Genomic DNA, 21,421 nt, shown 5'->3' with positions numbered 1-21,421 from the left:
CCGGCCGCTTCACTTCCAGCTGAACTCGTGGTTCAGCCCGACCACGAAGCCGCGCACGCCCTGCGGCCCGGTGCGCGAGGTGCTCAGGTCCACGCTGATCAGCGGCGTAAGGCTGAAGCGCCCGCCGATGCGCGAGGTCCACACATTCGATGCGCGGTTGCGCTCCGCAATGAGGGAGACGGTGTCGTTCAGCGCCCACTCCAGCGCCGCGCCCATGCGTGCTGTGCGCGCGCCGGTGCCGTTGGCCCAGTCGGCACCCAGGTTGGCATGGACCTGCAGGCTGTCGAAGGGCCGCCAGGTCAGGGGCACGACAAACTGCCCGCCCGCGCGCCCGCCGTGCTTCAGGTCGAACACCGCGCCCATCGACACGGCGGCGCTGAAGGGCGCGTCGGGTGCCTGTCCGTAGAAGTTCCACTTGAGCTGCGGCCCGCCGGTGACCCCATGCACGCCAGCCACCGCGGTGCGGTCGAGGTTCAAGCCCAACTCCACCGGGCCCACGCGGCAGGCGGGCCCAAAGTGAAAGCCCGTGACGGGCTCCACGCCGGTGCGGCCCCACCAGGTCTCGTACTGACACTGGCCGGGGTCGAGCGTGCTGGCATCGTCGACGTCGAAGTGCCCCGCAGCCTGCGCGCCGGTGCCCAGCAACAGACTCGCCGCGCAGCAAGCCGCTAGCACCCAGCCAGGGACTGGCGGTTTGTTTCTTGTTGTCTGTCTGTTCTTCATCGCACGCGTCCCGGGGCTCGAAACATTCTAGGGACGCGGAAAGTCGGCGCCATGACGCCACCACCAACCACCAGCCGCCCTGTCGGCGTCAGATCTCGAACTGCGGCTGCAACTCCCGGATGCGCTTGATGGCCACGCCGGCCGCGGCGGTGCGCGTTTCCACGCCCAGCTTCACGTACACCCGCTCCAGGTGCTTCTTGGCGGTGGCCGGGCTGCTGCCCAGGATCTCGCCGATGTCCTTGTTGGTCTTGCCCTTGACCACCCAGTACAGCACCTCGGCCTCGCGCGCCGTGAGCTTCAGGCTCAGGCTCATGGCCTCGATCACGCCGGTGTCTGACACCTCGCGCATGATGATCATCCACTCGTCGCCGTCGTCGTCGCTGCTGGTCTGCTGGTGCAGCCGCAGCGTGAGGCTGCCGGCGCCGTGCGCAATAGACAGTGCCGGCGGCTCGATGCCACGCTGCCGCGCGTCGGGCGTGTGGCTGCGCAGCCAGTCGAGCACCGCCGGTGGCGTCTCGGGCGCGCGCGTGTCGCAGTAGCGCTGCAGCAGGTCGCGCGCCAGCGCCGTCTGCCAGATGAGCCGCCCCTCGGGCAGGCGCACGGTGATGCTCGCGTAGCCGAAGGCGTCGAGCGCATTGCGCGCCTGGCCGGCCTGGCGCGCGTCCTGCCGCGCGCGGCGCGCGCCCTGCAGGTGCACGTTCATGCGCGCCAGCACTTCCTTCGGCTTGATGGGCTTGGTGACGTAGTCGACACCGCCGGCCTCCAGCGCGGCCACCAGGTGCTCGGTCTCGGTAAGGCCGGTCATGAACACGATGGGAATGTGCGCCGTGGCCGCGTCGGCCTTCAGCCGGCGCGCCACCTCGAAGCCGTCGATGCCCGGCATCATCGCGTCGAGCAGCACGATGTCGGGGCGGGCCTGCGCGGCGCGCTGCAGCGCCTGCTCGCCGTTGGTGGCAATGAGCACGGTGTAGCCCGACTCATCGAGCGCGTCGTGCAGCACGGCAAGGTTGTCGGGCACGTCGTCGACGATCAGCACCAGGTCGCTGTTGGCGCCCTGCTGCTCACGCAGCGTGCGGGCCAGCGGCGAGGTGTCGATGGGCGTAGGCGTCTGGGGCATCTGGGGTATCTCAGGCATTGGCGTCACGCGGCGCTTTCAACGGCCTGGGCCAGCGCGCGGCTCATGGCTTCGAACTGGAACTGGCGGGCCAGCACGCGCTGACCCTCGGACCAGCCCGCGCATTCCGGCTGCGCCGCGTCGATGGCGTCGAGCTGGTTCATGATGCCGCGGAAATACCCCAGGCTCACCGCCTCCTCGAGCGCGCGCAGGCGCTGCAGCGAAGGCGCCTGCAGAACCTTCGGCGCAGACGGAGCCGCATTGGCAGCGGTGTCGGTCCATTGCAGGCCGAGCCGGCGCTCCAGCCAGTCGAGCAGCTCGGTGTGGCGCACCGGCTTGACGAAGAAATCTTCCGGCGCAATGCCCACGTCGTTGTCGAGCCCCTTGTCGAAGGCGTTGGCCGAGACGATGGCCACCGACGCGTCGGTCAGCCCCAGCTTGCGCGCGCGGCGAATGGTTTCCCAGCCGTCGATGCCCGGCATGGCAAGGTCGACGAACATCGCGTCGGGCCGGTAGCCGGCGGCAATCAGGTCCAGCGCGTCGTGGCCGCTGGCCGCGCTGCGCAGCTCGAAGCCCAGGGGGGCGAGCACATGGCCCAGCAGGTCGCGGTCGGCCTCCTCGTTGTCGACCACCAGCAGGCGGCGGCGCGTGCCTTCGTAGCCGCGCCGCGCACGCTGCACCGGCGCCGCGCGGCGCGCGCCCGGCACGGCGTCGTGCACGCGCGGCAGGAACAGGCGCACGCAAAACAGCGAGCCCACGCCGGGCGTGCTGCTCACCTTCATTTCGCCGCCCATCAGGTCGGTCAGCATCTTGGCGATGGTCAGGCCCAGCCCCGCGCCGGGCGCAGCCGAGGCACCGGCCGAATTGCCGCGCGTGCCACGTGCGAAAGGCTCGAAGATGCGCTCGATCTCCTCGGCCGGCATGCCGGGGCCCGTGTCCTCTATTTCCACCGACGCGAACTCGCGCGCATAGGCCAGCCGCAGCGTGACCTGCCCCGCCGCCGTGAACTTGATGGCATTGCCCAGCAGGTTGATGAGAATCTGCAGCACGCGCTTTTCGTCCGCGCGCACCACCTCTGGCAGCGCACCCGCGGCCTCGAAGCGAAACTGCAGCCCCTTCTCGGCCGCCTGCAGCTCGAACATGTCGGCCAGCTCGCGCAGCGTGTCGGCAAAGCGCATCGGCTGCGCATGCAGCGTGAGCTTGCCGGCCTCGATGTGCGCAATGGCCAGCGTGCCTTCGATGAGCGACAGCAGGTGCTCCCCGCCGCGCTTGATGACCGCCACCGCCTGCCGGCGGTGCGGCGGCACCGAAGGGTCTTCGCCCATTAGCTGCGCGTAGCCCAGGATGCTGTTGAGCGGCGTGCGCAGCTCATGGCTGATGGCGCTGATGTAGCGGCTCTTGGCCTGGTTGGCCTGGTCGGCGGCCTGCTTGGCCTGCTCCGCGGCAAGCTTTGCCTGCTCCGCGATCTCGCGGGCTTCGTCCGCGCTCTGCTTGGCGGCCTGCAGCGCGCGGTCGGTCTCGTGGTGCAGCGCAATCTCGCGCACCAGCAGGTGGGTCTGGCGGTTCGACTCTTCCTGCGCCACCTTGCGGCTCTGGTGCGCCAGCACCAGCCACCACGCGACGATGCCGGCAATGACCAGCAGCGCCATGTAGGCCTTGAGAAAGCCCGAGCGCAATGCAACCTTCTGCACGCCCGCCAGAGCCGCGGCCACGTCGGCCTGCGAGGCCAGCTCCAACGCGCCTTCGCCGAAGGCACGCAGCTCCTGCTGGTAGAGCACGCCGAACACCACGGCCAGCAGCGGCACGATGACCAGCATCAGCAGCAGAAAATGCCCCAGCCCCGTGTCGAGGTAGCGCCAGCTGCGCCGCGGCAGCAGCCAGCGCAGCACGCCCGACCACTGCACCGACAGGCTTGCATGCGGCTTGCACAAGTCGCCGCAGCGCGCGTCGAGCGTGCAGCACAGCGAGCAGATCGCGCCCTGGTAGGCCGGGCAGTGGGCCATGTCGGGCCCTTCGTACTCGCGCTCGCAGATCACGCAGTGCTGCACCTTCAGGCGCTGGTAGCTGCCGGTTTCCACGCGCGCCCAGCGCACCGCGCGCGGGCCCTCGGCCGGCGCGAAGGCGACCGCGCCGTGCGCCTCGTCGGAGCCGCGCGCCAGGTAGTACTTGCCGCCCGTGGCCCAGGCCAGCAGCGGCGAAGCCACCAGCGCCGTGCCCAGCGCAATGAGTGCGGAGAACGCCTGCGCCAGTGGCCCGAACACACCCAGGTGCGCGGTGATCGACAGCACCGACGCCAGCGCCATCGCGCCCACGCCCACTGGGTTGATGTCCCACAGGTGCGCGCGCTTGAACTCGATGCCCGGCGGCGACAGCCCCAGCGGCTTGTTGATGACCAGGTCGGCCACCACGGCCATCATCCAGGCGATGGCGATGTTGGCGAACAGGCCCAGCACGTCGCCCAGCGCCTCGAACACGTTCATCTCCATCAGCATGAAGGCGATGAGCGCGTTGAACACCACCCACACCACGCGCCCCGGATGGCTGTGCGCCACGCGCGAGAAAAAGTTGCTCCAGGCCAGCGAGCCGGCATAGGCGTTGGTCACGTTGATCTTGAGCTGAGAGATCACCACGAACAGCGCCGTGGCCGCCACCGCCCAGCCGTAGTTGGGAAACACGTACTCGTAGGCCGCAAGGTACATCTGGTTCGGGTCGACCGCGCGGTCGGCCGGCACCATGTGGGTGAGCGCCAGGTAGGCCAGCAGCGCGCCGCCCAGCATCTTCAGCACGCCCAGCACCACCCAGCCCGGCCCGCCGGCCAACACCCCGGCCCACCAGCGGCGCGCGGTGGCGGGCGTGCGCGCGGGCATGAAGCGCAGGTAGTCGGCCTGCTCGCCCATCTGCGTGATCAGCGCAATGCCGACCGTCAAGGCTGCGCCAAAGAGGTGCAAATTGAAGCCCTGTGTGCCCGCACGAACCCCGTTGTAGTGCGTAATGCCGGCAAACGCACCAGGATCGCGCACCAGCACATAGCCGAACGGCACCACCAGCATCAGCAGCCACAGCGGCTGCGTCCACAGCTGCAGCCGGCTGATGGCTGACACCCCGTGCGTGACCAGCGGAATCACCACCAGCGCGCACACCAGGTAGCCCCAGACCGGCGGAATGCCCAGCGCCAGCTCCAGCGCATAGGCCATCACCGCCGCCTCCAGCGCGAAGAAGATGAAGGTGAAGCTCGCGTAGATCAGCGAGGTGAGCGTGGAGCCGATGTAGCCGAAGCCCGCGCCGCGCGTGAGCAGGTCCATGTCCACGCCGTAGCGCGCCGCGTACACGCTGATGGGCACGCCCGCCAGAAAGATGATGAGCCCGGTCGCCAGGATCGCCCAGAAGGCGTTGGCAAAGCCGTACTGCACCAGCAGCGTGGCGCCCACCGCCTCCAGGATCAGGAACGACGCCGCCCCGAAAGCCGTGTTGGCCACCCGCCATTCGGACCATTTGCGAAAGCGCTGCGGGGTGTAGCGCAGGGCGTAGTCTTCCAGCGTTTCGCTGGCCACCCAGCTGTTGTAGTCACGCCGGACCTTGACGATGCGCTGCGGGGCGTCGTCCTGGGGGGTCGGCGTGTCGGGGGGGTTCACACCGTTTCGGTGCAGCTTTCGTGCCATCCGTCGGCCCTGGAGGGGCCGAAGGCTCAAGGCAGCTTGGCGAGAAGGTTGTCCAGACGGGTAGGCGGTAGTTGAATTTCGCCGCCGAGGTAGGAATCGTCGGAGGTGTCGTAGATCAGCCACCCATCCTGCGACCAACGAAGCGCCACACCGTGCTCGGTGAACGTGCGCTGCGCGAGCAGCGTCGGGTCGCCCGTGCGGTAGAGCTTGAGCAACACCGTTTGTCCTCGGGTGAAAGCGGTCTTCGCCGTATAGGAAACACCTTCAACGGTAGCAACGTCGGTGCGCCACCTGTAGGGAGGTTCACCGGCGCGGGCCCGGTCCTGCACGTCGATGCAGTAGCTGACGCAGGAAAGAGTGACCGCGATCCCAAGCATCAAGCGAACGAGGCGGGCGCCCCCTCGTCGCACCGGGCGAACGTCGGGCATCACAAAGCCACCCGGATCGGCGTGTCGAGCTTCATCGTCAGCCTGTCGGTGTAGATGACGAAATCGCCGCCCTGGTTGTGCTTTTTTTGCCAGGCACGGAAGTCCGAGTTCTTGACCGGATAAAGCACCGCGTCTTTTGCATACAGGCTGCCCTGCACCACCGCGTAGTCGATCCATCCGATGTTCGCCAGTGCCGCTGCTTCGTGGGCTGCGACGATTGCCACGTGGTTGCGGTTCCAATGCCCGAGGTACTGCGACGCTTTTCGGATTTCGTCCGTGAATGTGAAGTTGTCTTTCACGTAAATGGAAATATGGGTGACAACGGCCGACTTGTTGCTGTGATCGAACCAGGCATAGGAGATCGCCACGTAGAGATTGAACGACCCCAGGGCGCACGTCAGATCATCCGGGAGGCCTTCGTTGAAGAGCGACTGCGTGAAGAATTGCGTCAGCTTCTGGCTCAGGGTTCCCTCGACAGGTGTTTGCTGGAACTGAAACTCCTTGTGAAAGCGAACGATGTCGCCTTGACATTCCAGCCAAGGCCAGATGTGTCGCCGGTTGCCGTAGGGGCGCAGCGCATTGGCAATCTCTCTTCGTGCGGCCGTCGTCTCAAGCTGAAGCATCAGACGGTTCAAACCTCTTTGGGCCCGGGCAAACTTCAACACCCAATCGATCTTGACGGAGGTGGTGTCGAACATGCTTGGCGGATAGGGAATGCCGTTCTGGTTCAGACCGTCGCGCTCGTCATCCGACGTCGGCGGATAGTTCAACGCCCCCGCAAACCACTTGTCCATCAAGTCCGCTCCCACTGGCGCGCCGATCTTTCGCATGGCCCCGGGAATGTCCTGGATGTCGAACGGCGGCACGGTTTGCACAGGCTTCGACTTCTCTTTCAGCGGCGGCGGCGGTGGCGGCGGTGACTTGAGCCAGCGCTGCAGGCTGGTCGCAGCACCAGCCATCGCTTCCACCGCCTTGATCGCGCCAAGCACCGTGTTGACATACGGATCTTCCTTGGCCTTCTTCCTCGCAGGCACCTCCACCGATTTCCGCTCTCCATGCGCGACGGGCTTGCCAAGCATCGACGGAGGCGCCCGACCCGTGGACAGCGCGATGTCCTCCCTGCAGATTTCACCGGTCTGAGGCGACCATGAACGCATGAAATTGTTGGACCGGTGGAAGTCGATCTTCCCGATGGCCTGTGGCTGCATTTTTTCCTCCCCTGTGTTCGAACACCGGCTCGGAGTATTTGCGCGGCGGGTGCGGGTTCAGGGCTGGCCGAGGTTCAAGCGGACGAGCGCCGCGGCCGTTTCAGTGCACTTTTTTGCCATCCGTACGACTTTTGGCGAACACGGCACGACTGTTGCAAAGAAGCCTGCCTGCCCATAATGGCCGCCTCCACCCGCCACCCGATGCCGATCCCATGGAACTGACCCCGCGCGAAAAAGACAAGCTGCTGATCTTCACCGCGGCGCTGCTGGCCGAACGCCGCAAGGCGCGCGGTCTCAAGCTCAACTACCCCGAAGCCATCGCGCTGATTTCCGCCGCCGTGATGGAAGGCGCCCGCGACGGCAAGAGCGTGGCCGAGCTCATGAGCGACGGGCGCGCCGTGCTGACCCGCGCCGACGTGATGGACGGCATCGCCGAGATGATTCCGGACATCCAGGTCGAAGCCACCTTCCCCGACGGCACCAAGCTCGTGACCGTGCACCAGCCCATCGTCTGACCTGAACCCAGAAGAAGAAAGACCTTTCATGCGCCACATCAACGTCGCCAAGACCCTGGCCCTCCCCGCCGCCTTCCTTGCCGCCGTGCTGCCCCTGGCTGCCAGCGCCCACACCGGCGTGGACGGCGGCATGCACCACGGCTTTGCCACCGGCTTTCTGCACCCGCTGACCGGCGCGGACCACCTGGCCGCCATGGTCGCGGTCGGCCTGTGGAGCGCGCTGACCGCGCGCCGCGGCACCGACCTGCTGTGGGCGCCGCTGGCCTTCGCCGGCATGCTGCTGGTGGGCGCGCTGATGGGCCTTGCCGGCATTCAACTGCCGGCCGTCGAGCCGATGATCGCGGCCTCTTTGCTGGTGCTGGGCCTGCTGGTGGTCACGCGCGTGCACCTGCCGGCTGGTGTTGCCATGGCGGTGGTCGGCGTGTTTGCCGTGTTCCACGGCGTGGCGCACGGCCACGAACTGGCGAGCGAAGACGGCGCGGCCCTTACGCTGGCCGGCATGGTCGGCGCCACGGTGCTGCTGCACGTGGCGGGCATTGCACTGGGCTGGTCGCTGCGCCATGCCAACGCCTGGCTGCCGCGCGTGGCCGGTGCCGCCGTGGTTGCGCTGGGCGCAACGCTGCTGGCCCAGGCGGTCTGAACGCCATGATTCCCGGCGAACTCTTCACCGACGACGGCGAACACACGCTCAACCCGGGCCGCCGCACCCTCACGCTGGTGGTGCAGAACACCGCCGACCGGCCGATCCAGGTCGGCTCGCACTACCACTTCGCAGAGACCAACGGCGCACTCGGCTTCGACCGCGAGGCCGCGCGCGGCATGCGGCTGAACATTGCCTCGGGCGCCGCGGTGCGCTTCGAGCCGGGCCAGCAGCGCACGGTCGAGCTGGTCGACTATTCAGGCGATCGCATCGTCTACGGCTTTCGCGGCCTCGTTCAAGGAAAGCTCTAAACATGGCCACCATCGGGCGACGCGCCTATGCGGAAATCTTCGGCCCCACGGTGGGCGACCGGGTTCGCCTGGCGGACACCGAGCTGCTGATCGAAGTAGAGGCCGACTACACCCTGCGCGCCGGCGGCTACGGGGAAGAAGTGAAGTTCGGCGGCGGCAAGACCATTCGCGACGGCATGGCGCAGTCGCAGCGCACCCGGGCGCAAGGCGCCGTCGACACGGTGCTGACCAACGCGCTCATCCTCGACCACTGGGGCATCGTGAAAGCCGACATCGGCCTGAAGGACGGGCGCATCGCCGCCATCGGCAAGGCCGGCAACCCCGACGTGCAACCGGGCGTGGACATCGTCATCGGCCCGGGCACCGAAATCATCAGCTGCGAGGGCAACATCGTCACCGCCGGCGGCATCGACAGCCACATCCACTTCATCTGCCCGCAGCAGATCGAAGAGGCGCTGTCTTCCGGCGTCACCACCATGCTGGGCGGCGGCACCGGCCCCGCCACCGGCACCTTCGCGACCACCGCCACGCCCGGCCCGTGGCACATCGAGCGCATGTTGCAGGCGGCCGACGCGTTCCCCATGAACCTGGGCTTCCTGGGCAAGGGCAATGCGAGCCTGCCCGACGCGCTGCACGAGCAGATCGACGCCGGCGTCATCGGCCTGAAGCTGCATGAAGACTGGGGCACCACGCCCGCGGCCATCAGCAACTGCCTGGACGTGGCCGACGCCACCGACACGCAGGTGGCCATTCACAGCGACACGCTGAACGAATCGGGCTTCGTGGAGAACACCATCGCGGCCGTGGGCGGGCGCGCCATCTGCGCCTTCCACACCGAAGGCGCGGGCGGCGGCCATGCGCCCGACATCCTGCGCGTGGTGGGCGAGGCCAACTTTCTGCCGTCGTCCACCAACCCCACGATGCCCTACACCGTGAACACGCTCGACGAGCACGTCGACATGCTCATGGTGTGCCACCACCTGGACGCCGGCATTGCCGAGGACCTGGCCTTTGCCGAGTCGCGCATCCGCAAGGAAACCATTGCCGCCGAAGACGTGCTGCACGACCTGGGCGCCATCAGCATGTTCAGCTCCGACAGCCAAGCCATGGGCCGTGTGGGCGAGGTCATCATCCGCACCTGGCAGACGGCGCACAAGATGAAAGTGCAACGCGGCACGCTGCCGGAGGACAGCGAGCGCAACGACAACTTCCGCGCCAGGCGCTACATCGCCAAGTACACGATCAACCCGGCCATTGCGCACGGCATTGCGCACGAGGTGGGTTCGCTCGAGGTCGGCAAGTGGGCCGACATCGTGATCTGGAAGCCGGCCTTCTTCGGCGTGAAGCCTTTCACCATTTTGAAGGGCGGCACCATCGCCATGGCTGCGATGGGCGACCCGAGCGCGTCGATACCCACGCCGCAGCCGGTGCACTTTCGTCCGATGTTCGGTGCGTATGGCGGGTCGCTCGCCCGGAGTTCGCTGACCTTCGTGTCGCAGGCCGGCCTGGCCTCGGGCATCAAGGAGCGTTACGGCCTGAGCAAGACCCTCAGCGCGGTGAAGAACATCCGCAATGTGCGCAAGCGGCACATGGTGCACAACGGCTACACGCCGAAGATGGAGATCGATGCGCAGACCTATGCGGTGCGCGCCGACGGGCACCTGCTGACCTGCGAGCCGGCGAAGTTGCTGCCGATGGCGCAGCGGTATTTTTTGTTCTAGATTGCTGCCGTCAACCGGAGCGAGCCTTCAGATGTTCGCGAATCCAGACGGCAAAGCTGCTTTCATCGATGCCACTGGCCGCGACGTCCAGCATCACGAGGGTTGCTTCGGTTTGCGTCGCCACCAGCCGCTGACCGTTCAAGGCCAAAAACAAACCTACCGCCAGAAAGGCCGCACGTTTGTTCCCGTCGACAAAGGGATGGTTCTTGGCCAGTCCGATGCCGTAGGCCGCTGCAAGGTCCGCAATATCGGGCGTTCCGTAGGCGACGAGATTGAGCGGCCGCGCCAGCGCAGACTGAAGCAGCCCTTCGTCGCGCAGACCCGGTGCTCCGCCGTGTTCAGCCAGACTTTCGTCATGCAGCAGGATCAGCGTTCGCCGGTCGATCCAGCGCCACTCGCTCATTTGGCAAGTTGGTGGAAAGTGTCCCGATACTCGCGCATGAACTCGCGACCCAGCTTGAGTTGCTCGTCCACAACCGGGTCATACGGCGTCAAGGTCACGCCGTTGGCTGCCTCGGTCAAGAACAAGGTGTCGCCCTTTTCCAGTTTCAGGCGAGCCAGCACTTCCTTGGGCAGGATCACCCCCACGGAGTTGCCGATCTGGGTCAGTTTGAGTGCCGACATTGTCGCCCTCCAAGTTATAACGATTGTTATATTATCGACGTCCCCCTGCTGAAATCAAGCCCCGCCATGCTCACCGCCAACAAACTCATGCCCCAGGGCCGCGGCCTCGCGCCCGTGTTGCTCAAGCGCGCCGCCACCATCGAGCTCGACTGGGACGTCCGCCAGAAAAGCCGTTTCGACGTCACCGACTCGCAGGGCCGCCAGATCGGCGTGTTCCTGCCGCGCGGCACGGCGGTGAGGGGTGGCGATGTGCTGGTGGCCGAAGACGGTTCGCTGGTGCGCGTGATTGCGGCGCCGCAGGCGGTGTTGCGCATCACGCATTGCACGGCCCATGGCACGCCGTTCGACCTGACGCGTGCGGCCTATCACCTGGGCAACCGGCACGTACCGATCGAGCTCAAGCCCGACCACCTGAAGATCGAGCCCGATCATGTGCTGGCCGACATGCTGCGCTCGATGCACCTGATCGTCGTGGCGGTCGACGAAGCCTTCGAGCCCGAGGGCGGTGCGTATGGTTCCCACGGCGGCGGCCACGGTCACGACCATGCGCACGACCACGGCCCTTCGCACGGCAGCAGCAAAGGGCCGAAGCCGTTGGTGCTTGCGCCTGAGCTGCTCGACGACCATGACCATTCGCACGGTCATGACCATGGGCATCACGGTCACTCGCACTGAGATGCGAGCGAATTTCTGCGTTGTGCTTGGGGTGCGCCGCTGTTCAGGGCGCGCACACGCCGACGGGGTACCTTGCTCCGCGAATGTCCCCCGGCCTGCGGCCTCCTCCTTTATTTCGCTGCGCAAGGCACCCCATCGGCGTGTGCGTTATTCGGAGCAGTCGTTGATCGTGCGAGCACTCAGAGCGTGCCCCCGTGCACAGGGCGTCGGGTACTCCCCGCAGCGAAATAAAGGAGGAGGCGAAGCCGGGGGACATTCGCGGAGGGGAGTACCCGGCGGCCTGTGCACGCGCCCTGAACAAAGCACCCCCGAACACAAGCGCCCCGAAAAGCACCGCGCAACCAACGCCTGACATGCAAGAAGCCCCAAGCCTTTTGCAGCTCATCTGGCTGGCCTCCCCCGCCCTGCCCGTAGGCGGCTTCTCGTACTCCGAAGGGGTAGAGGCCGCGGTCGAATGGGCCGGCATCGACTCCGAATCGCGCGCCGCCGAATGGCTCTCCGACCAATTGCAGCTGAGCTTCGCGCGCGGCGACCTCGCGCTCTTCGCGCAGGCCGTCGCCGCCTGGCGCGCCAACGACACACAGCGCGTGCGCCAGCTCAACCAGTGGGTCATGACCACCCGCGAATCCGCCGAATTCTTCCTGCAGACCGAACAAATGGGCCGCTCCTTCGTCGAGTGGCTCAAGCTGCACCATGCCGACACCGCCGAAGTGTTCGCCGGACTGCCCGCCACCTACCCCGTCGCCTTTGCCTTTGCAGTGAGCCGCACCGGCGCCAGCGTGCACGACGGCTGCCTGGCCTTTGCCTTCGGCTGGGCCGAGAACATGGTCGCCGCCGCCGTCAAGGCCGTGCCGCTGGGCCAGAGCGCGGGGCAACGCATTCTGGGCCGTCTCGCGGGTGAAATTCCCGACGCCGTGACCCGCGCCATGGCCCTGTCCGACGACGAACGCCAGGCGTTCGCCCCGCTGCTGGCCGTGCTTTCGGCGCGGCACGAAACGCAATACTCTCGCCTCTTCCGCAGCTGACACGCACGCGCGCGCAAGGTCTTCACAGATGCCGATGTTTCCCAAGTCCGTCGAATGGCCACCCGCAGGCACGCTGCAGGGCAAAGGCCGCTCGAAGGTATGGGAAGGCCGCATCGCGATAGCGCCGTTCGGCGAGTTCGACCTGCGCGTGCACGGGACTGCCGAAGGACCGACGCCCGCGCAAACCGGCGCGATGCAGAAAGTGCTCGCTAACACCGCCGCGCTGCGCGACACAGCAGGCGCGCCCATGGTCGAGGTGATCGTAGAAGGCGGCATCCTCCCCGACGGGCTGGCGCTCGACACCGCCTCGCTCTGGTCGCAGCTGAAGCCTTCGTTCGTGGAGGTGGCCCAGCCCGACTACGACCCGAGCGGCGCCATCGCCATCTCGCTGGGCTTCGAGATGCCTTGGTGGGACGAGCACCTGCTGCACATTCGCACCCTCGAAGGCGAATTCGACGAGGCCTATCCCGAGTAGCCCCTTCGCATCGAACCACACACGCACACACGCACTTTTTTCCGGAACCGAACCATGACCTCCGCCCTGCACCACATCCCCCATCGCACCAAAAGACTCCCCCCGCTGCGCGTGGGCATCGGCGGCCCGGTGGGCTCGGGCAAGACCACGCTGCTGGAAATGCTCTGCAAGGCGATGCGCGACAAATACGACCTGATCGCCATCACCAACGACATCTACACCAAGGAAGACCAGCGCCTGCTGACCGTGGCCGGCGCGCTGCCGGCGGAACGCATCATGGGCGTGGAAACCGGCGGCTGCCCGCACACCGCCATTCGTGAAGACGCCTCGATCAACCTCGAGGCCATCGACCGCATGCTGGGGGACTTTCCCAACGCCGACATCGTGTTCGTCGAGTCGGGCGGCGACAACCTCGCGGCCACGTTCAGTCCCGAGCTGTCGGACCTCACGATCTACGTGATCGACGTGGCTGCCGGCGAAAAAATTCCGCGCAAGGGCGGCCCCGGCATCACCAAGAGCGACCTGTTCGTCATCAACAAGATCGACCTGGCCCCCTACGTGGGCGCCAGCCTCGAAGTGATGGAACAAGACACGCAGCGCATGCGCCGCCAGCGCCCCTACGTGATGACCAACCTCAAGACCCACACCGGCGTGGCCGAGGTGGTGGCGTTCATCGAGGCACGCGGAATGCTGCTGGAAGCTTGAGGCAGGTCGAACCCGCCGCCCCCGCTCAGGGCAGCCCGAGGTAGACGCGCAGATCGTCCTTCACCGTGCCGGCAGAGGCGACGGCGGTGCGCAAGCGCTCTTCGCTCACGCCGAACCAGTGGGTCCAGTAGTCGACCTCCTTGAGGTCGGTGACATCGATGCGCTCATCGTCCTGAGGAATACGAATGTCATTGCTGTGTTCGCGCATCGTCTTCTCCTGAAGAACTGAAAGGGGATGAAGAAAAAAGAGGGGTACCGGTTGAAGCTGTGAGTCGCGGCGGAAGGGCAGTTTCCACGGCCGCCGCCCCCCGCCCGCCGGACGATTCCGACGCGCCGTGCAGGACAATTTCCATGGTGCGGCGCCACCGAAGCCACCGCAGCAACTTCCGCCAGCCTTTGGCGGCGCCGTCCTGCAAGCCCCGCCCACCCTTCGATGTTTGAATTCGAGTCACTCATATTCGATACACGGAGAAGAACATGGCGCAAGACCACCATGACCGCCAACCCCAGCTGAGCGTGGGCGTACCGGGCCTGAACGACGTGCTCGGCGGCGGCCTGGAGCCCAACCGCCTGTACCTCGTGGAAGGCTCGCCCGGCGCGGGCAAGACGACCATTGCCATGCAGTTTCTGCTCGAAGGCGTGCGCCGGGGGGAGTCGGTGCTGTACGTCACGCTGTCCGAAACCGAGGCCGAGCTGCGCGGCGTGGCCGCCTCGCACGGCTGGGACGTGGGGCCGATCCACGTGCGCGAAATGCTGCCCACGCAAGACAGCCTGCAGCCCGACGAGCAATACACCATGTTCCACCCCTCGGAGGTGGAATTGAGCGAGACCACGCTGCGCATCCTCAGCGACGTGGAACTGCTCAAGCCCTCGCGCATCGTGTTCGATTCGCTGTCGGAACTGCGGCTGCTCTCGGGCAGCTCGCTGCGTTACCGGCGTCAGATTCTTGCGCTCAAGCAGTTCTTCGCGGGGCGCCAGTGCACCGTGCTGCTGCTGGACGACATGACGGCCACCTCGCACGACCTGCAGGTGCAGAGCATCGCGCACGCCGTGTTGCGGCTGGAGCAGTCGAACTCCGACTACGGCGCCTCGCGCCGGCGCCTGGTGGTGGTGAAGTACCGCGGCCAGTCGTTTCGCGGCGGCTACCACGACTACAAGATCCATCGTGGCGGCCTGCAGGTGTTTCCGCGCCTGGTGGCGGCCGAGCACGTCAACGACATCGAGCTGGTCAAGCTGCCCAGCGGCATCACGGCGCTGGACGCGCTGCTCGGCGGCGGGCTCGAGAAGGGCACCAGCACCCTGCTGGTGGGCGCGCCCGGCACGGGCAAATCTTCCGTGGCGGCGCAGTTCGCCATTGCGGCGGCCGAACGCGGCGAAACGGCGTCGCTTTTTATCTTCGACGAAAGCGTCAACACGCTGCGCACGCGCTGCACGGGCATGGGCATGACGCTCGACCCGCATCTGCAGTCGGGCCGCATCCGCATCAAGCAGGTCGATCCGGCGGAGCTGTCGCCCGGCGAACTGGTGCACGAGATTCGCCTTGCGGTGACCGAGCACGGCGCCAAGGTGATCGTCATCGACAGCCTGAACGGCTACCTCAACGCGATGCCCGACGAGCGCTTCTTGATCGTGCAGTTGCATGAGCTGCTCACCTACCTGGGCCAGTCCGGCGTGGCCACCATTCTGGTGGGCGCGCAGCACGGCCTCATCGGCATGCAGATGCAGACCCCCGTCGACGCCAGCTACCTGGCGGACGCCGTGGTGCTGCTGCGCTACTTCGAGGCCGAGGGCGAGGTGCGCCAGGCCATCTCGGTGCTCAAGAAGCGCGGCGGCGCGCACGAGCGCTCCATCCGCGCCTTCTCGATGGACAGCGACGGCCTGCACGTGGGCGAACCGCTGCGCCACTTCCGCGGCATCCTGACCGGCGTGCCGGTGCCCGTCGACGGTGTGGCAACGCCTCCGCCATGAGCGACACCGCCGTCAACCCCCTCCCCACCGCGCCGGACCCGCAACTGCGGGTGCTGATGCGAACGGCAACGCCGCGCGACGCCGTCATGGCCTCCGCCGTGCTGTCGCACGCCGGCATCGACACCGAGGTGTGCGCCAACCTGCCCCAGCTGCTGCGCGAGATGGCACAGGGCGCCGGTGCCCTGCTGGTGTCGGAAGAAATGCTGTCGGGCAGCGGCGCCGCCGAGCTGGCCGCGGCCATTGCGGCGCAGCCCCCGTGGTCCGACCTGCCGGTGTTGATTCTTGCGCGCCAGGGTGCGGACTCGAGCGCCATCAGCTCCGCCATGGAAGGCATGGCCAACGTCACCGTGCTGGAGCGTCCGATTCGCGTGGCCTCGCTCGTGAGCGCGCTGCGCAGCGCCCTGCGCGCGCGGCGGCGGCAGTACGAGCTGCGCCGCATCCTCGAAGACCTGAACGAGGCCGACAAGCGCAAGACAGAGTTTTTGGCCACCCTGGCGCACGAGCTGCGCAACCCGATGGCACCGCTCAGCACCGCGCTGGCCATCCTCAAGCGCAAGGCGCTGGCGCCCGAGGCGGCCCTGCCCTACTACGAGCTGATGGGCCGGCAGCTGGACCACATGGTGCGGCTGGTCAGCGACCTGATGGAGGTGTCGCGCATCACGCGCGGAAAGATCGAACTGCAGCTGGGCGAGCTGGTGCTCGACCAGGTGATCCGTGGCGCGGTCGAGCTCAGCCGCCCGCTGATGGACGCGGGCAAGCACACCCTTTCGCTGCACATCGCCGACGCCTCTCTGGCGGTGAAGGGCGACGGCGTGCGGCTCACGCAGGTGTTCGCCAACCTGCTGAACAACGCCGCCAAGTACACGCCCGAGGGCGGGCGCATCGATGTGTTCCTGGAGCGCGACGACAGCGGCCATGCGGTGGTGCGCGTGAAGGACAGCGGCGCTGGCATTCCGCAGGCCATGCTGGGTGCGATCTTCGACATGTTCGTGCAGGTCAGCGGCACGGCACGCGCCGCGCAGGGCGGCCTGGGCATCGGCCTCACGCTGGTGAAGAGCCTGGTCGAGCTGCATGGCGGCACGGTCGGCGCGAAGAGCGAGGGCCAGAACCGGGGCAGCGAATTCACCGTGTCGCTGCCGCTGCTGCGGCACGAATTGCACGCGACCACCAAGGCCGACGCGCTGGAAGATTCACTCTCCGCGCAGCACCGCATCCTGGTGGTGGACGACAACCGGGACGCGGCGGAATCGCTCGCGGCGCTGCTGGGCCTGCTGGGCGCGCAGACCGCCGTGGCGTTCAGCGGGTCCGACGCACTGAACAAGGCCGAAGACTTCAGCCCCACCTTCGGCGTGCTGGACATCGGCATGCCCGGCATGGACGGCTGCGAGCTGGCGCGCCGGCTGCGCGCGCACCCGCGGCTGCACGGCATGGGGCTGATCGCGCTCACCGGATGGGGACAGGCCGACGACCGGCTGCGCATTGCGCGGGCAGGGTTCGACCACCATCTGCTGAAGCCGGTCGACGTGGTGGAGCTGTCGGCCGCATTGCGCAAGCTCGCGCTGCGCGGCACTGCATGAAGGCATGAAAGCGACGAACTGAACGAAAGGGCTGCAGGAGCCCTTCGTTCAGAGCTCGCTGCCGTCGCGCAACTGCCGCGCCTTGTACACCAGCCGCACGCTGGCGCGCCGCGGGTCGCTGACCTGCTGCACGTACACATCGGTGTCGTTGCTCACCCAGGCGGCATAGGCGCTGCCCGGGTCGCGCGAGGCAAGCTCGGTGCCGAACGATGCGCGGCCCCACTGCACCAGCGCGGCGAAGGCCGATGCGCCGTTGTCCGGCGTGGCCTGCGTGGCCTGCAAATTGGCCACGTACTCGACGCGGCGCAACTCCGAGGCGGCAAAGAAGAAGGTGGGCTCGAACAGCAGCCCGGCCATTTCGACCGGTGCGGCGCGCCAGTTGCCGACCAGGCCACCGCCCAGGCGCTGCGGCCGCGGCACGCGTTCGGCGGCGGGCAGCACTGCGTGCAGTTGCTCGGCCGACATGCCCAGGCGCACGCCCGGTGGCAGGGCCTGCGCATGCAATGCACCAGCGGCAAGAAGGGCGGCGCTCGCGGCGAGCGCGCGGAGAAAAGTCAGCAAGGCAGGGGGTCGCACGTTCGGCATCGGGAGGAAAGCGGCGGAACCATGGGACCGCGAGTATGACGCGGAGTTCCCTTGCGCCGCCGTGCATGGACTTTCTTCCAGGTGCTTTCTCCGAGCCTCATGCTTCAGCGAAAACCTCTTCCCGCTGGGCCTTGCCGAAGATCGCGGCCGGGCGCACGTCGAGAAGGTCGTTTGCCCGTGGTCGGCCGATGCCGCGCCCGGCTCTACGCCTGCAAAAGTGGCAGCCGCAACGTGAGGCCCAGCGCGCCGCCCGCGTGCGGCGCCGAATAGATGCGCCCGCCATGGTGGCCGGCAATGCGTTCGCAAGCCCGCGCACTGGCGCCTGCCGCGCTGGCGGTCGCGCTCGCGCTTGGGTTTGCGTTCGCGCTGTCGAAGAACTGCGAGAGCGGCGGCCGTGCATCCACCGCATCGAGGTCGCGCCAGTGGATCACCGCCTGCTCGCCCTCCGCATGCGCGGACACCTGCAGCGTCGCGCCCGCGCGCATCACGCTGGCCGCATAGGCCGTGACTTTGGCGACCAGCTCGCGCAGCTCGGCCTCGATGGCCAGCACAGGCACCGCGTGCTGCGGCAGTTGAATGTCGAGCCGAATGGCCTGCGCGGCCGGCTCGCCCGAAGCGGCGTCCAGCAGCGGCCGCAGGTCTTGCACGCGGCTAGCGACCAGCCGCTGGCGCTCGTCGTGCCGGGCCTGCGCGGCCAGCTCGCGCGCCTTCGCGCCCTGGCGCAGGTTGGCGATGAACAGCGAGCCCATCATGCAGACCACGCCGCCCAGCCCGAGCAGGATGACGCCCGCAATGACGGCGCCCAGATTGCCCGACTGCAGTTGGCCGCCGGTCATCAGCGGGCTCTCTGCGGTGGGGCGTCGGGTGCGCCGCGCGCGCAGCCGTTGCGCGGGCCTGCGCCAAGTTCGCCCGGTTCGCCGCGTGCATCGCGTGCATCACACATGTCCGCGCCAGGCGGGGGCCTGCGGGCGCCGTCGAAGGGCATCGGTGCGCCTTCCCCGCGAAAGCCTGGCGGCGGGCGGTGGAACATGGGCGGGGGCGGCGGCAGCACGATGCAGCCACCGAGGCTGGCGGCCATCAAGGCACCCGCGAAGAGTCTGGTTCGGTTCATTGAAAAACTCACTGCTGGAGGAACAGGCTGCGCGACGGAAAGGGGCAGTCGCCCTCTTCCTCTTTGATTTGCCGCGCAGTGCGCGCCCCGCGTCAGAACGCGTGGCGAATGCCGAAGTCGTAGCCGGTCGACGAGCGCGGCACGCCCGCAAAGCCCACGCCCGCGCTGCCGTAACCGGTGGTGCTGTCCGACACCAGGCTGCCCGTGTAGTTGGCGTCGTTGCGGTTGTTCACGCGCGCCACCGTGGCATACAGCGCGGTGCGCTTCGACAGGTTGTGCACATAGCCGATGGCCAGCTTTTGCGCGCGCGGGTCTTCACCCGTCACACCGGCGGCGCCTTCGTTGTAGCGAACCACCGAGTACGAAGCGCGGATCAGGCCCGCGCCCACCGGCACGCTCGCACCGATCAGGTAGCCGTTGTAGGTGTCGTGCGAGTTGCCCAGCGCCGTGTCGAACTTGTTCTTCACGTTCGACAGCTCACCGAACAGCTTCACCGGGCCGAAGTCGTAAGAGGCACCCAGGTTGATGGTCTGCACCTTGCGCTCCAGCGTGGTGGTGTCCACCGCCACGTTCTGGCCCACGGCCAGTGCCACGTCCAGCGGACCGTTGGCATAGCCGAAGCGCCCGCCCACGTAGCGGCCCGCGCTGCTGCTGCTGGCGGCCGTGGTGCTGGTGGCGTCGGTGGTGGTGTTCTCGTGCAGGCTGTACTGCACCTGGCCATAGAAGCCGCCCAGGTTCGGTGGCAGGAAGTAGCCCACCGAGTTGCTGGCGCGCACGTAGTTGGCGTTGTTCAGGCCGGTGCTGCTGCTCACGGTGCTGATCACGTTGGTGCCGGAGCCGTTGGTGCCGAACGGGTCGAACACGGTGTCGTTCCAGAAGGTGGCGGTGTAGTCGCGGCCCAGGCGCACTTCACCGAAGTTGCCCGACAGGCTCACGGTGGAGCGGCGCGCAAAGGTGCTGATGCCGGTGGCGCCGTCGTCGTTGGTGATGGGCGCTTCGAGCCAGAAGCTCGCGGCCAGGCCGCCGCCCAGGTCTTCGGTGCCGCGAAAGCCGATGCGGCTGGAGTTGTAGCCGGAGTTGCTCAGGCTGGTCTTGCTGGTCTTGACCGACGCACCGGTGAGGGCGTCGCGCGCGGTGGCCGATTGGTAGGTGACGCCGGCGTCGACGACACCGAACAGCGTGACGGACGATTGCGCGGCGGCCAGGCCGCTGCCGGTCAGCGCGGCAAGGGCAGCGAGTGCGGTGAGGGATTTCTTCATTGAGGGTTCTCCAGTTTCAGGCCTGATACGGCCGCTGTTCATCAAGCAGCCGACCCGCATGGTCTCGTTCAAATTCGGAGGAATCTTGTGAATGGCGTGTCTTTGCACGGGATGTTGTTTGCGTGCACGTGACCGGGTGCGCCATGCGCGGCGTATGGACACACCTCGTACGAAAAGTCTCCCAAAAGCGGCGCGATGCTCGGCGACCGAAGGAGTCGTTCATGACCATTGCCATGCAAAGCAACATCGCCTCGACGCTGGGCGTGCAGCAGCTCGCCAGCGCGTTCAGTCCTGCGTTTTCGCACTTGCGCATTCTTCGCAATCTGGTGATTCCGATGCCCGAGGGGCATGCGGCGCGCACGGCGTGCATTGATGCGGTGCTGGTGTGCGAGACGGGCATTTATCTGTTCGAGATCAAGGCGTGGCGCAATGCATTCGTCTACCGAAAAAAGTCGGACGAGTCGCCACCGCGCTGGTTCCTGCGCATGCATGGTTGCAAGAACGCGCGGGAGGTGAAGGACCCGGCGTGGCAAGGCGGGCGCAAAACGACGCAGTTGCGCAGCTTGTTGCCGGACGATCTGCGGCTGCAGTACTTCGTGCTGCTGCCGTGTGAAGGGATCGAGCTGGAGGGCGTGATGCCGGCGGCTGTCGTCACGCAGCAAGACTTGCCCTACATCGCACGGTTGGTACGCAACCATGGGCGGACTGCGCGCACGTATCGGCTGCTGGATGCACAAGGCGTTGAGCGCACTGTGGAACGGTTGCTCGAGATTCAAGGGACTACTGCGGATGTGCTGTTGCAGTAGCTGTTCTGGGCGCTCTTGTTCTTGGCGCTGTTGTTCTTGGCGCTCTTGTTCAGGGCGCTCTTGTTCAGGGCGTGTGCAAAGGCCGCCGGGTACTCCCCTCCGCGAATGTCCCCCGGGCTTCGCCCTCCTCCTTTATTTCGCTGCGGGGAGCACCCGACGCCCTTTGCACCTGGGCACGCTGCTCGTGTTCCGCTGATCAACGACTGCGCTGAACACGCTCACGCCGATGGTGGGCTTCTTTTCGCGAAACAAAGGAGGAGGTGCGGTAGCCCGAAGGCCGGGGGACATTCGA

The 21,421-nt window shown here is 67.0% G+C and carries 22 protein-coding genes; 11 read left to right on the top strand and 11 right to left on the bottom strand.

Going from position 1 to position 21,421, the window contains the following annotated elements:
- Nucleotides 1-9: 9 nt before the first annotated feature.
- The 5 genes from VLK31_RS26150 to VLK31_RS26130 all read right to left on the bottom strand — a co-directional run bounded on the left by VLK31_RS26150 (nt 10) and on the right by VLK31_RS26130 (nt 7,132).
- Nucleotides 10-645, bottom strand: coding sequence for a hypothetical protein (locus tag VLK31_RS26150; protein WP_409171386.1), 636 nt, complete (start codon nt 643-645; stop codon nt 10-12).
- A 166-nt stretch (nt 646-811) separates the two neighbouring features.
- Nucleotides 812-1,840, bottom strand: a complete 1,029-nt coding sequence (locus VLK31_RS26145) for a response regulator transcription factor (RefSeq protein WP_409171385.1) — start codon at nt 1,838-1,840, stop codon at nt 812-814.
- 23 nt (nt 1,841-1,863) lie between these two features.
- Complete coding sequence (locus tag VLK31_RS26140; protein ID WP_409171384.1) at nt 1,864-5,496, bottom strand: ATP-binding protein; 3,633 nt, start codon at nt 5,494-5,496, stop codon at nt 1,864-1,866.
- A 26-nt stretch (nt 5,497-5,522) separates the two neighbouring features.
- Nucleotides 5,523-5,924, bottom strand: a complete 402-nt coding sequence (locus VLK31_RS26135; protein ID WP_409171383.1) for a hypothetical protein — start codon at nt 5,922-5,924, stop codon at nt 5,523-5,525.
- Nucleotides 5,924-7,132 carry a DUF6402 family protein gene (locus tag VLK31_RS26130; protein WP_409171382.1) on the bottom strand — a complete coding sequence of 403 codons (1,209 nt, stop codon included), beginning with the start codon at nt 7,130-7,132 and terminating at the stop codon, nt 5,924-5,926. Before VLK31_RS26130 ends, VLK31_RS26135 begins: the two co-directional genes overlap by 1 nt.
- 212 nt (nt 7,133-7,344) lie before the next feature.
- Here VLK31_RS26130 and VLK31_RS26125 point away from each other — a divergent pair, with 212 nt between their 5' ends.
- From VLK31_RS26125 to ureC, 4 genes are read left to right on the top strand one after another with little or no spacing between them, the layout of a single operon-like run.
- Complete coding sequence (locus tag VLK31_RS26125) at nt 7,345-7,647, top strand: urease subunit gamma (RefSeq protein WP_116909187.1); 303 nt, start codon at nt 7,345-7,347, stop codon at nt 7,645-7,647.
- Nucleotides 7,648-7,675: 28 nt separating this feature from the next.
- Entirely contained in the window at nt 7,676-8,287 is a 612-nt protein-coding gene (locus tag VLK31_RS26120; protein WP_409171381.1) for a HupE/UreJ family protein, read from the top strand.
- A 5-nt stretch (nt 8,288-8,292) separates the two neighbouring features.
- Nucleotides 8,293-8,598, top strand: coding sequence for an urease subunit beta (locus tag VLK31_RS26115; RefSeq protein ID WP_409171380.1), 306 nt, complete (start codon nt 8,293-8,295; stop codon nt 8,596-8,598).
- Nucleotides 8,599-8,600: 2 nt separating this feature from the next.
- Nucleotides 8,601-10,319 (top strand): urease subunit alpha, encoded by a 1,719-nt coding sequence (ureC, locus tag VLK31_RS26110; RefSeq protein WP_409171379.1) that lies wholly within the window; start codon nt 8,601-8,603, stop codon nt 10,317-10,319.
- 10 nt (nt 10,320-10,329) lie between these two features.
- Here the strand turns inward: ureC and VLK31_RS26105 are convergent, their stop codons facing one another.
- Nucleotides 10,330-10,722 (bottom strand): type II toxin-antitoxin system death-on-curing family toxin, encoded by a 393-nt coding sequence (locus VLK31_RS26105; RefSeq protein ID WP_409171378.1) that lies wholly within the window; start codon nt 10,720-10,722, stop codon nt 10,330-10,332.
- Nucleotides 10,719-10,943 (bottom strand): AbrB/MazE/SpoVT family DNA-binding domain-containing protein, encoded by a 225-nt coding sequence (locus VLK31_RS26100; protein ID WP_409171377.1) that lies wholly within the window; start codon nt 10,941-10,943, stop codon nt 10,719-10,721. The genes VLK31_RS26105 and VLK31_RS26100 overlap by 4 nt, the downstream gene beginning before the upstream one ends.
- Before the next feature lie 66 nt (nt 10,944-11,009).
- Between VLK31_RS26100 and ureE the strand changes: the two genes are divergently transcribed.
- The 4 genes from ureE to ureG all read left to right on the top strand — a co-directional run bounded on the left by ureE (nt 11,010) and on the right by ureG (nt 13,823).
- Nucleotides 11,010-11,618, top strand: coding sequence for an urease accessory protein UreE (ureE, locus tag VLK31_RS26095; RefSeq protein WP_409171376.1), 609 nt, complete (start codon nt 11,010-11,012; stop codon nt 11,616-11,618).
- Between the two features lie 353 nt (nt 11,619-11,971).
- Nucleotides 11,972-12,643 (top strand): urease accessory protein UreF, encoded by a 672-nt coding sequence (locus VLK31_RS26090; RefSeq protein ID WP_409171375.1) that lies wholly within the window; start codon nt 11,972-11,974, stop codon nt 12,641-12,643.
- Nucleotides 12,644-12,671: 28 nt separating this feature from the next.
- Entirely contained in the window at nt 12,672-13,118 is a 447-nt protein-coding gene (locus tag VLK31_RS26085) for a hypothetical protein (RefSeq protein WP_409171374.1), read from the top strand.
- A 54-nt stretch (nt 13,119-13,172) separates the two neighbouring features.
- Complete coding sequence (gene ureG / locus VLK31_RS26080) at nt 13,173-13,823, top strand: urease accessory protein UreG (RefSeq protein ID WP_409171373.1); 651 nt, start codon at nt 13,173-13,175, stop codon at nt 13,821-13,823.
- Between the two features lie 25 nt (nt 13,824-13,848).
- On the opposite strand, the gene VLK31_RS26075 is transcribed toward ureG, so the two are convergent.
- Nucleotides 13,849-14,031 carry a DUF3606 domain-containing protein gene (locus VLK31_RS26075; protein ID WP_409171372.1) on the bottom strand — a complete coding sequence of 61 codons (183 nt, stop codon included), beginning with the start codon at nt 14,029-14,031 and terminating at the stop codon, nt 13,849-13,851.
- A gap of 269 nt (nt 14,032-14,300) precedes the next feature.
- Between VLK31_RS26075 and VLK31_RS26070 the strand changes: the two genes are divergently transcribed.
- Both VLK31_RS26070 and VLK31_RS26065 read left to right on the top strand, forming a co-directional pair.
- A complete protein-coding gene (locus VLK31_RS26070) occupies nt 14,301-15,791 on the top strand; it encodes an ATPase domain-containing protein (protein WP_409171371.1) in 1,491 nt (496 codons plus the stop codon).
- Nucleotides 15,788-17,368, top strand: coding sequence for an ATP-binding protein (locus VLK31_RS26065; RefSeq protein WP_409171370.1), 1,581 nt, complete (start codon nt 15,788-15,790; stop codon nt 17,366-17,368). The genes VLK31_RS26070 and VLK31_RS26065 overlap by 4 nt, the downstream gene beginning before the upstream one ends.
- Before the next feature lie 48 nt (nt 17,369-17,416).
- Here the strand turns inward: VLK31_RS26065 and VLK31_RS26060 are convergent, their stop codons facing one another.
- The 3 genes from VLK31_RS26060 to VLK31_RS26050 form a co-directional block, all read right to left on the bottom strand.
- Nucleotides 17,417-17,929, bottom strand: a complete 513-nt coding sequence (locus VLK31_RS26060) for a hypothetical protein (protein ID WP_409171369.1) — start codon at nt 17,927-17,929, stop codon at nt 17,417-17,419.
- A 227-nt stretch (nt 17,930-18,156) separates the two neighbouring features.
- Complete coding sequence (locus VLK31_RS26055; protein WP_409171368.1) at nt 18,157-18,789, bottom strand: ATP-binding protein; 633 nt, start codon at nt 18,787-18,789, stop codon at nt 18,157-18,159.
- 367 nt (nt 18,790-19,156) lie between these two features.
- Nucleotides 19,157-20,323, bottom strand: a complete 1,167-nt coding sequence (locus tag VLK31_RS26050; protein ID WP_409171367.1) for a porin — start codon at nt 20,321-20,323, stop codon at nt 19,157-19,159.
- A gap of 221 nt (nt 20,324-20,544) precedes the next feature.
- Between VLK31_RS26050 and VLK31_RS26045 the strand changes: the two genes are divergently transcribed.
- Nucleotides 20,545-21,129 (top strand): nuclease-related domain-containing protein, encoded by a 585-nt coding sequence (locus tag VLK31_RS26045; protein ID WP_409171366.1) that lies wholly within the window; start codon nt 20,545-20,547, stop codon nt 21,127-21,129.
- Nucleotides 21,130-21,421 lie beyond the last annotated feature (292 nt).

Source organism: Variovorax sp. H27-G14 (genome assembly GCF_046156345.1).
GTDB lineage: Bacteria > Pseudomonadota > Gammaproteobacteria > Burkholderiales > Burkholderiaceae_C > Variovorax.
Note: the sequence above shows the minus strand (reverse complement) of the source record. Positions and strands in the feature narration are given on the sequence as shown.

Bases quoted from the DNA above. Each gene is read 5' to 3' on its own strand.
- VLK31_RS26085 (WP_409171374.1), top strand. From the start codon at position 12,672: ATGCCGATGTTTCCCAAGTCCGTCGAATGGCCACCCGCAGGCACGCTG.
- ureC (WP_409171379.1), top strand. From the start codon at position 8,601: ATGGCCACCATCGGGCGACGCGCCTATGCGGAAATCTTCGGCCCCACG.
- VLK31_RS26045 (WP_409171366.1), top strand. From the start codon at position 20,545: ATGACCATTGCCATGCAAAGCAACATCGCCTCGACGCTGGGCGTGCAG.
- VLK31_RS26140 (WP_409171384.1), bottom strand. From the start codon at position 5,496: ATGGCACGAAAGCTGCACCGAAACGGTGTGAACCCCCCCGACACGCCG.
- ureE (WP_409171376.1), top strand. From the start codon at position 11,010: ATGCTCACCGCCAACAAACTCATGCCCCAGGGCCGCGGCCTCGCGCCC.
- VLK31_RS26130 (WP_409171382.1), bottom strand. From the start codon at position 7,132: ATGCAGCCACAGGCCATCGGGAAGATCGACTTCCACCGGTCCAACAAT.
- VLK31_RS26105 (WP_409171378.1), bottom strand. From the start codon at position 10,722: ATGAGCGAGTGGCGCTGGATCGACCGGCGAACGCTGATCCTGCTGCAT.
- VLK31_RS26145 (WP_409171385.1), bottom strand. From the start codon at position 1,840: ATGCCCCAGACGCCTACGCCCATCGACACCTCGCCGCTGGCCCGCACG.
- VLK31_RS26100 (WP_409171377.1), bottom strand. From the start codon at position 10,943: ATGTCGGCACTCAAACTGACCCAGATCGGCAACTCCGTGGGGGTGATC.
- ureG (WP_409171373.1), top strand. From the start codon at position 13,173: ATGACCTCCGCCCTGCACCACATCCCCCATCGCACCAAAAGACTCCCC.
- VLK31_RS26125 (WP_116909187.1), top strand. From the start codon at position 7,345: ATGGAACTGACCCCGCGCGAAAAAGACAAGCTGCTGATCTTCACCGCG.
- VLK31_RS26065 (WP_409171370.1), top strand. From the start codon at position 15,788: ATGAGCGACACCGCCGTCAACCCCCTCCCCACCGCGCCGGACCCGCAA.
- VLK31_RS26075 (WP_409171372.1), bottom strand. From the start codon at position 14,031: ATGCGCGAACACAGCAATGACATTCGTATTCCTCAGGACGATGAGCGC.
- VLK31_RS26135 (WP_409171383.1), bottom strand. From the start codon at position 5,924: ATGCCCGACGTTCGCCCGGTGCGACGAGGGGGCGCCCGCCTCGTTCGC.
- VLK31_RS26115 (WP_409171380.1), top strand. From the start codon at position 8,293: ATGATTCCCGGCGAACTCTTCACCGACGACGGCGAACACACGCTCAAC.
- VLK31_RS26090 (WP_409171375.1), top strand. From the start codon at position 11,972: ATGCAAGAAGCCCCAAGCCTTTTGCAGCTCATCTGGCTGGCCTCCCCC.
- VLK31_RS26050 (WP_409171367.1), bottom strand. From the start codon at position 20,323: ATGAAGAAATCCCTCACCGCACTCGCTGCCCTTGCCGCGCTGACCGGC.
- VLK31_RS26120 (WP_409171381.1), top strand. From the start codon at position 7,676: ATGCGCCACATCAACGTCGCCAAGACCCTGGCCCTCCCCGCCGCCTTC.
- VLK31_RS26055 (WP_409171368.1), bottom strand. From the start codon at position 18,789: ATGACCGGCGGCCAACTGCAGTCGGGCAATCTGGGCGCCGTCATTGCG.
- VLK31_RS26070 (WP_409171371.1), top strand. From the start codon at position 14,301: ATGGCGCAAGACCACCATGACCGCCAACCCCAGCTGAGCGTGGGCGTA.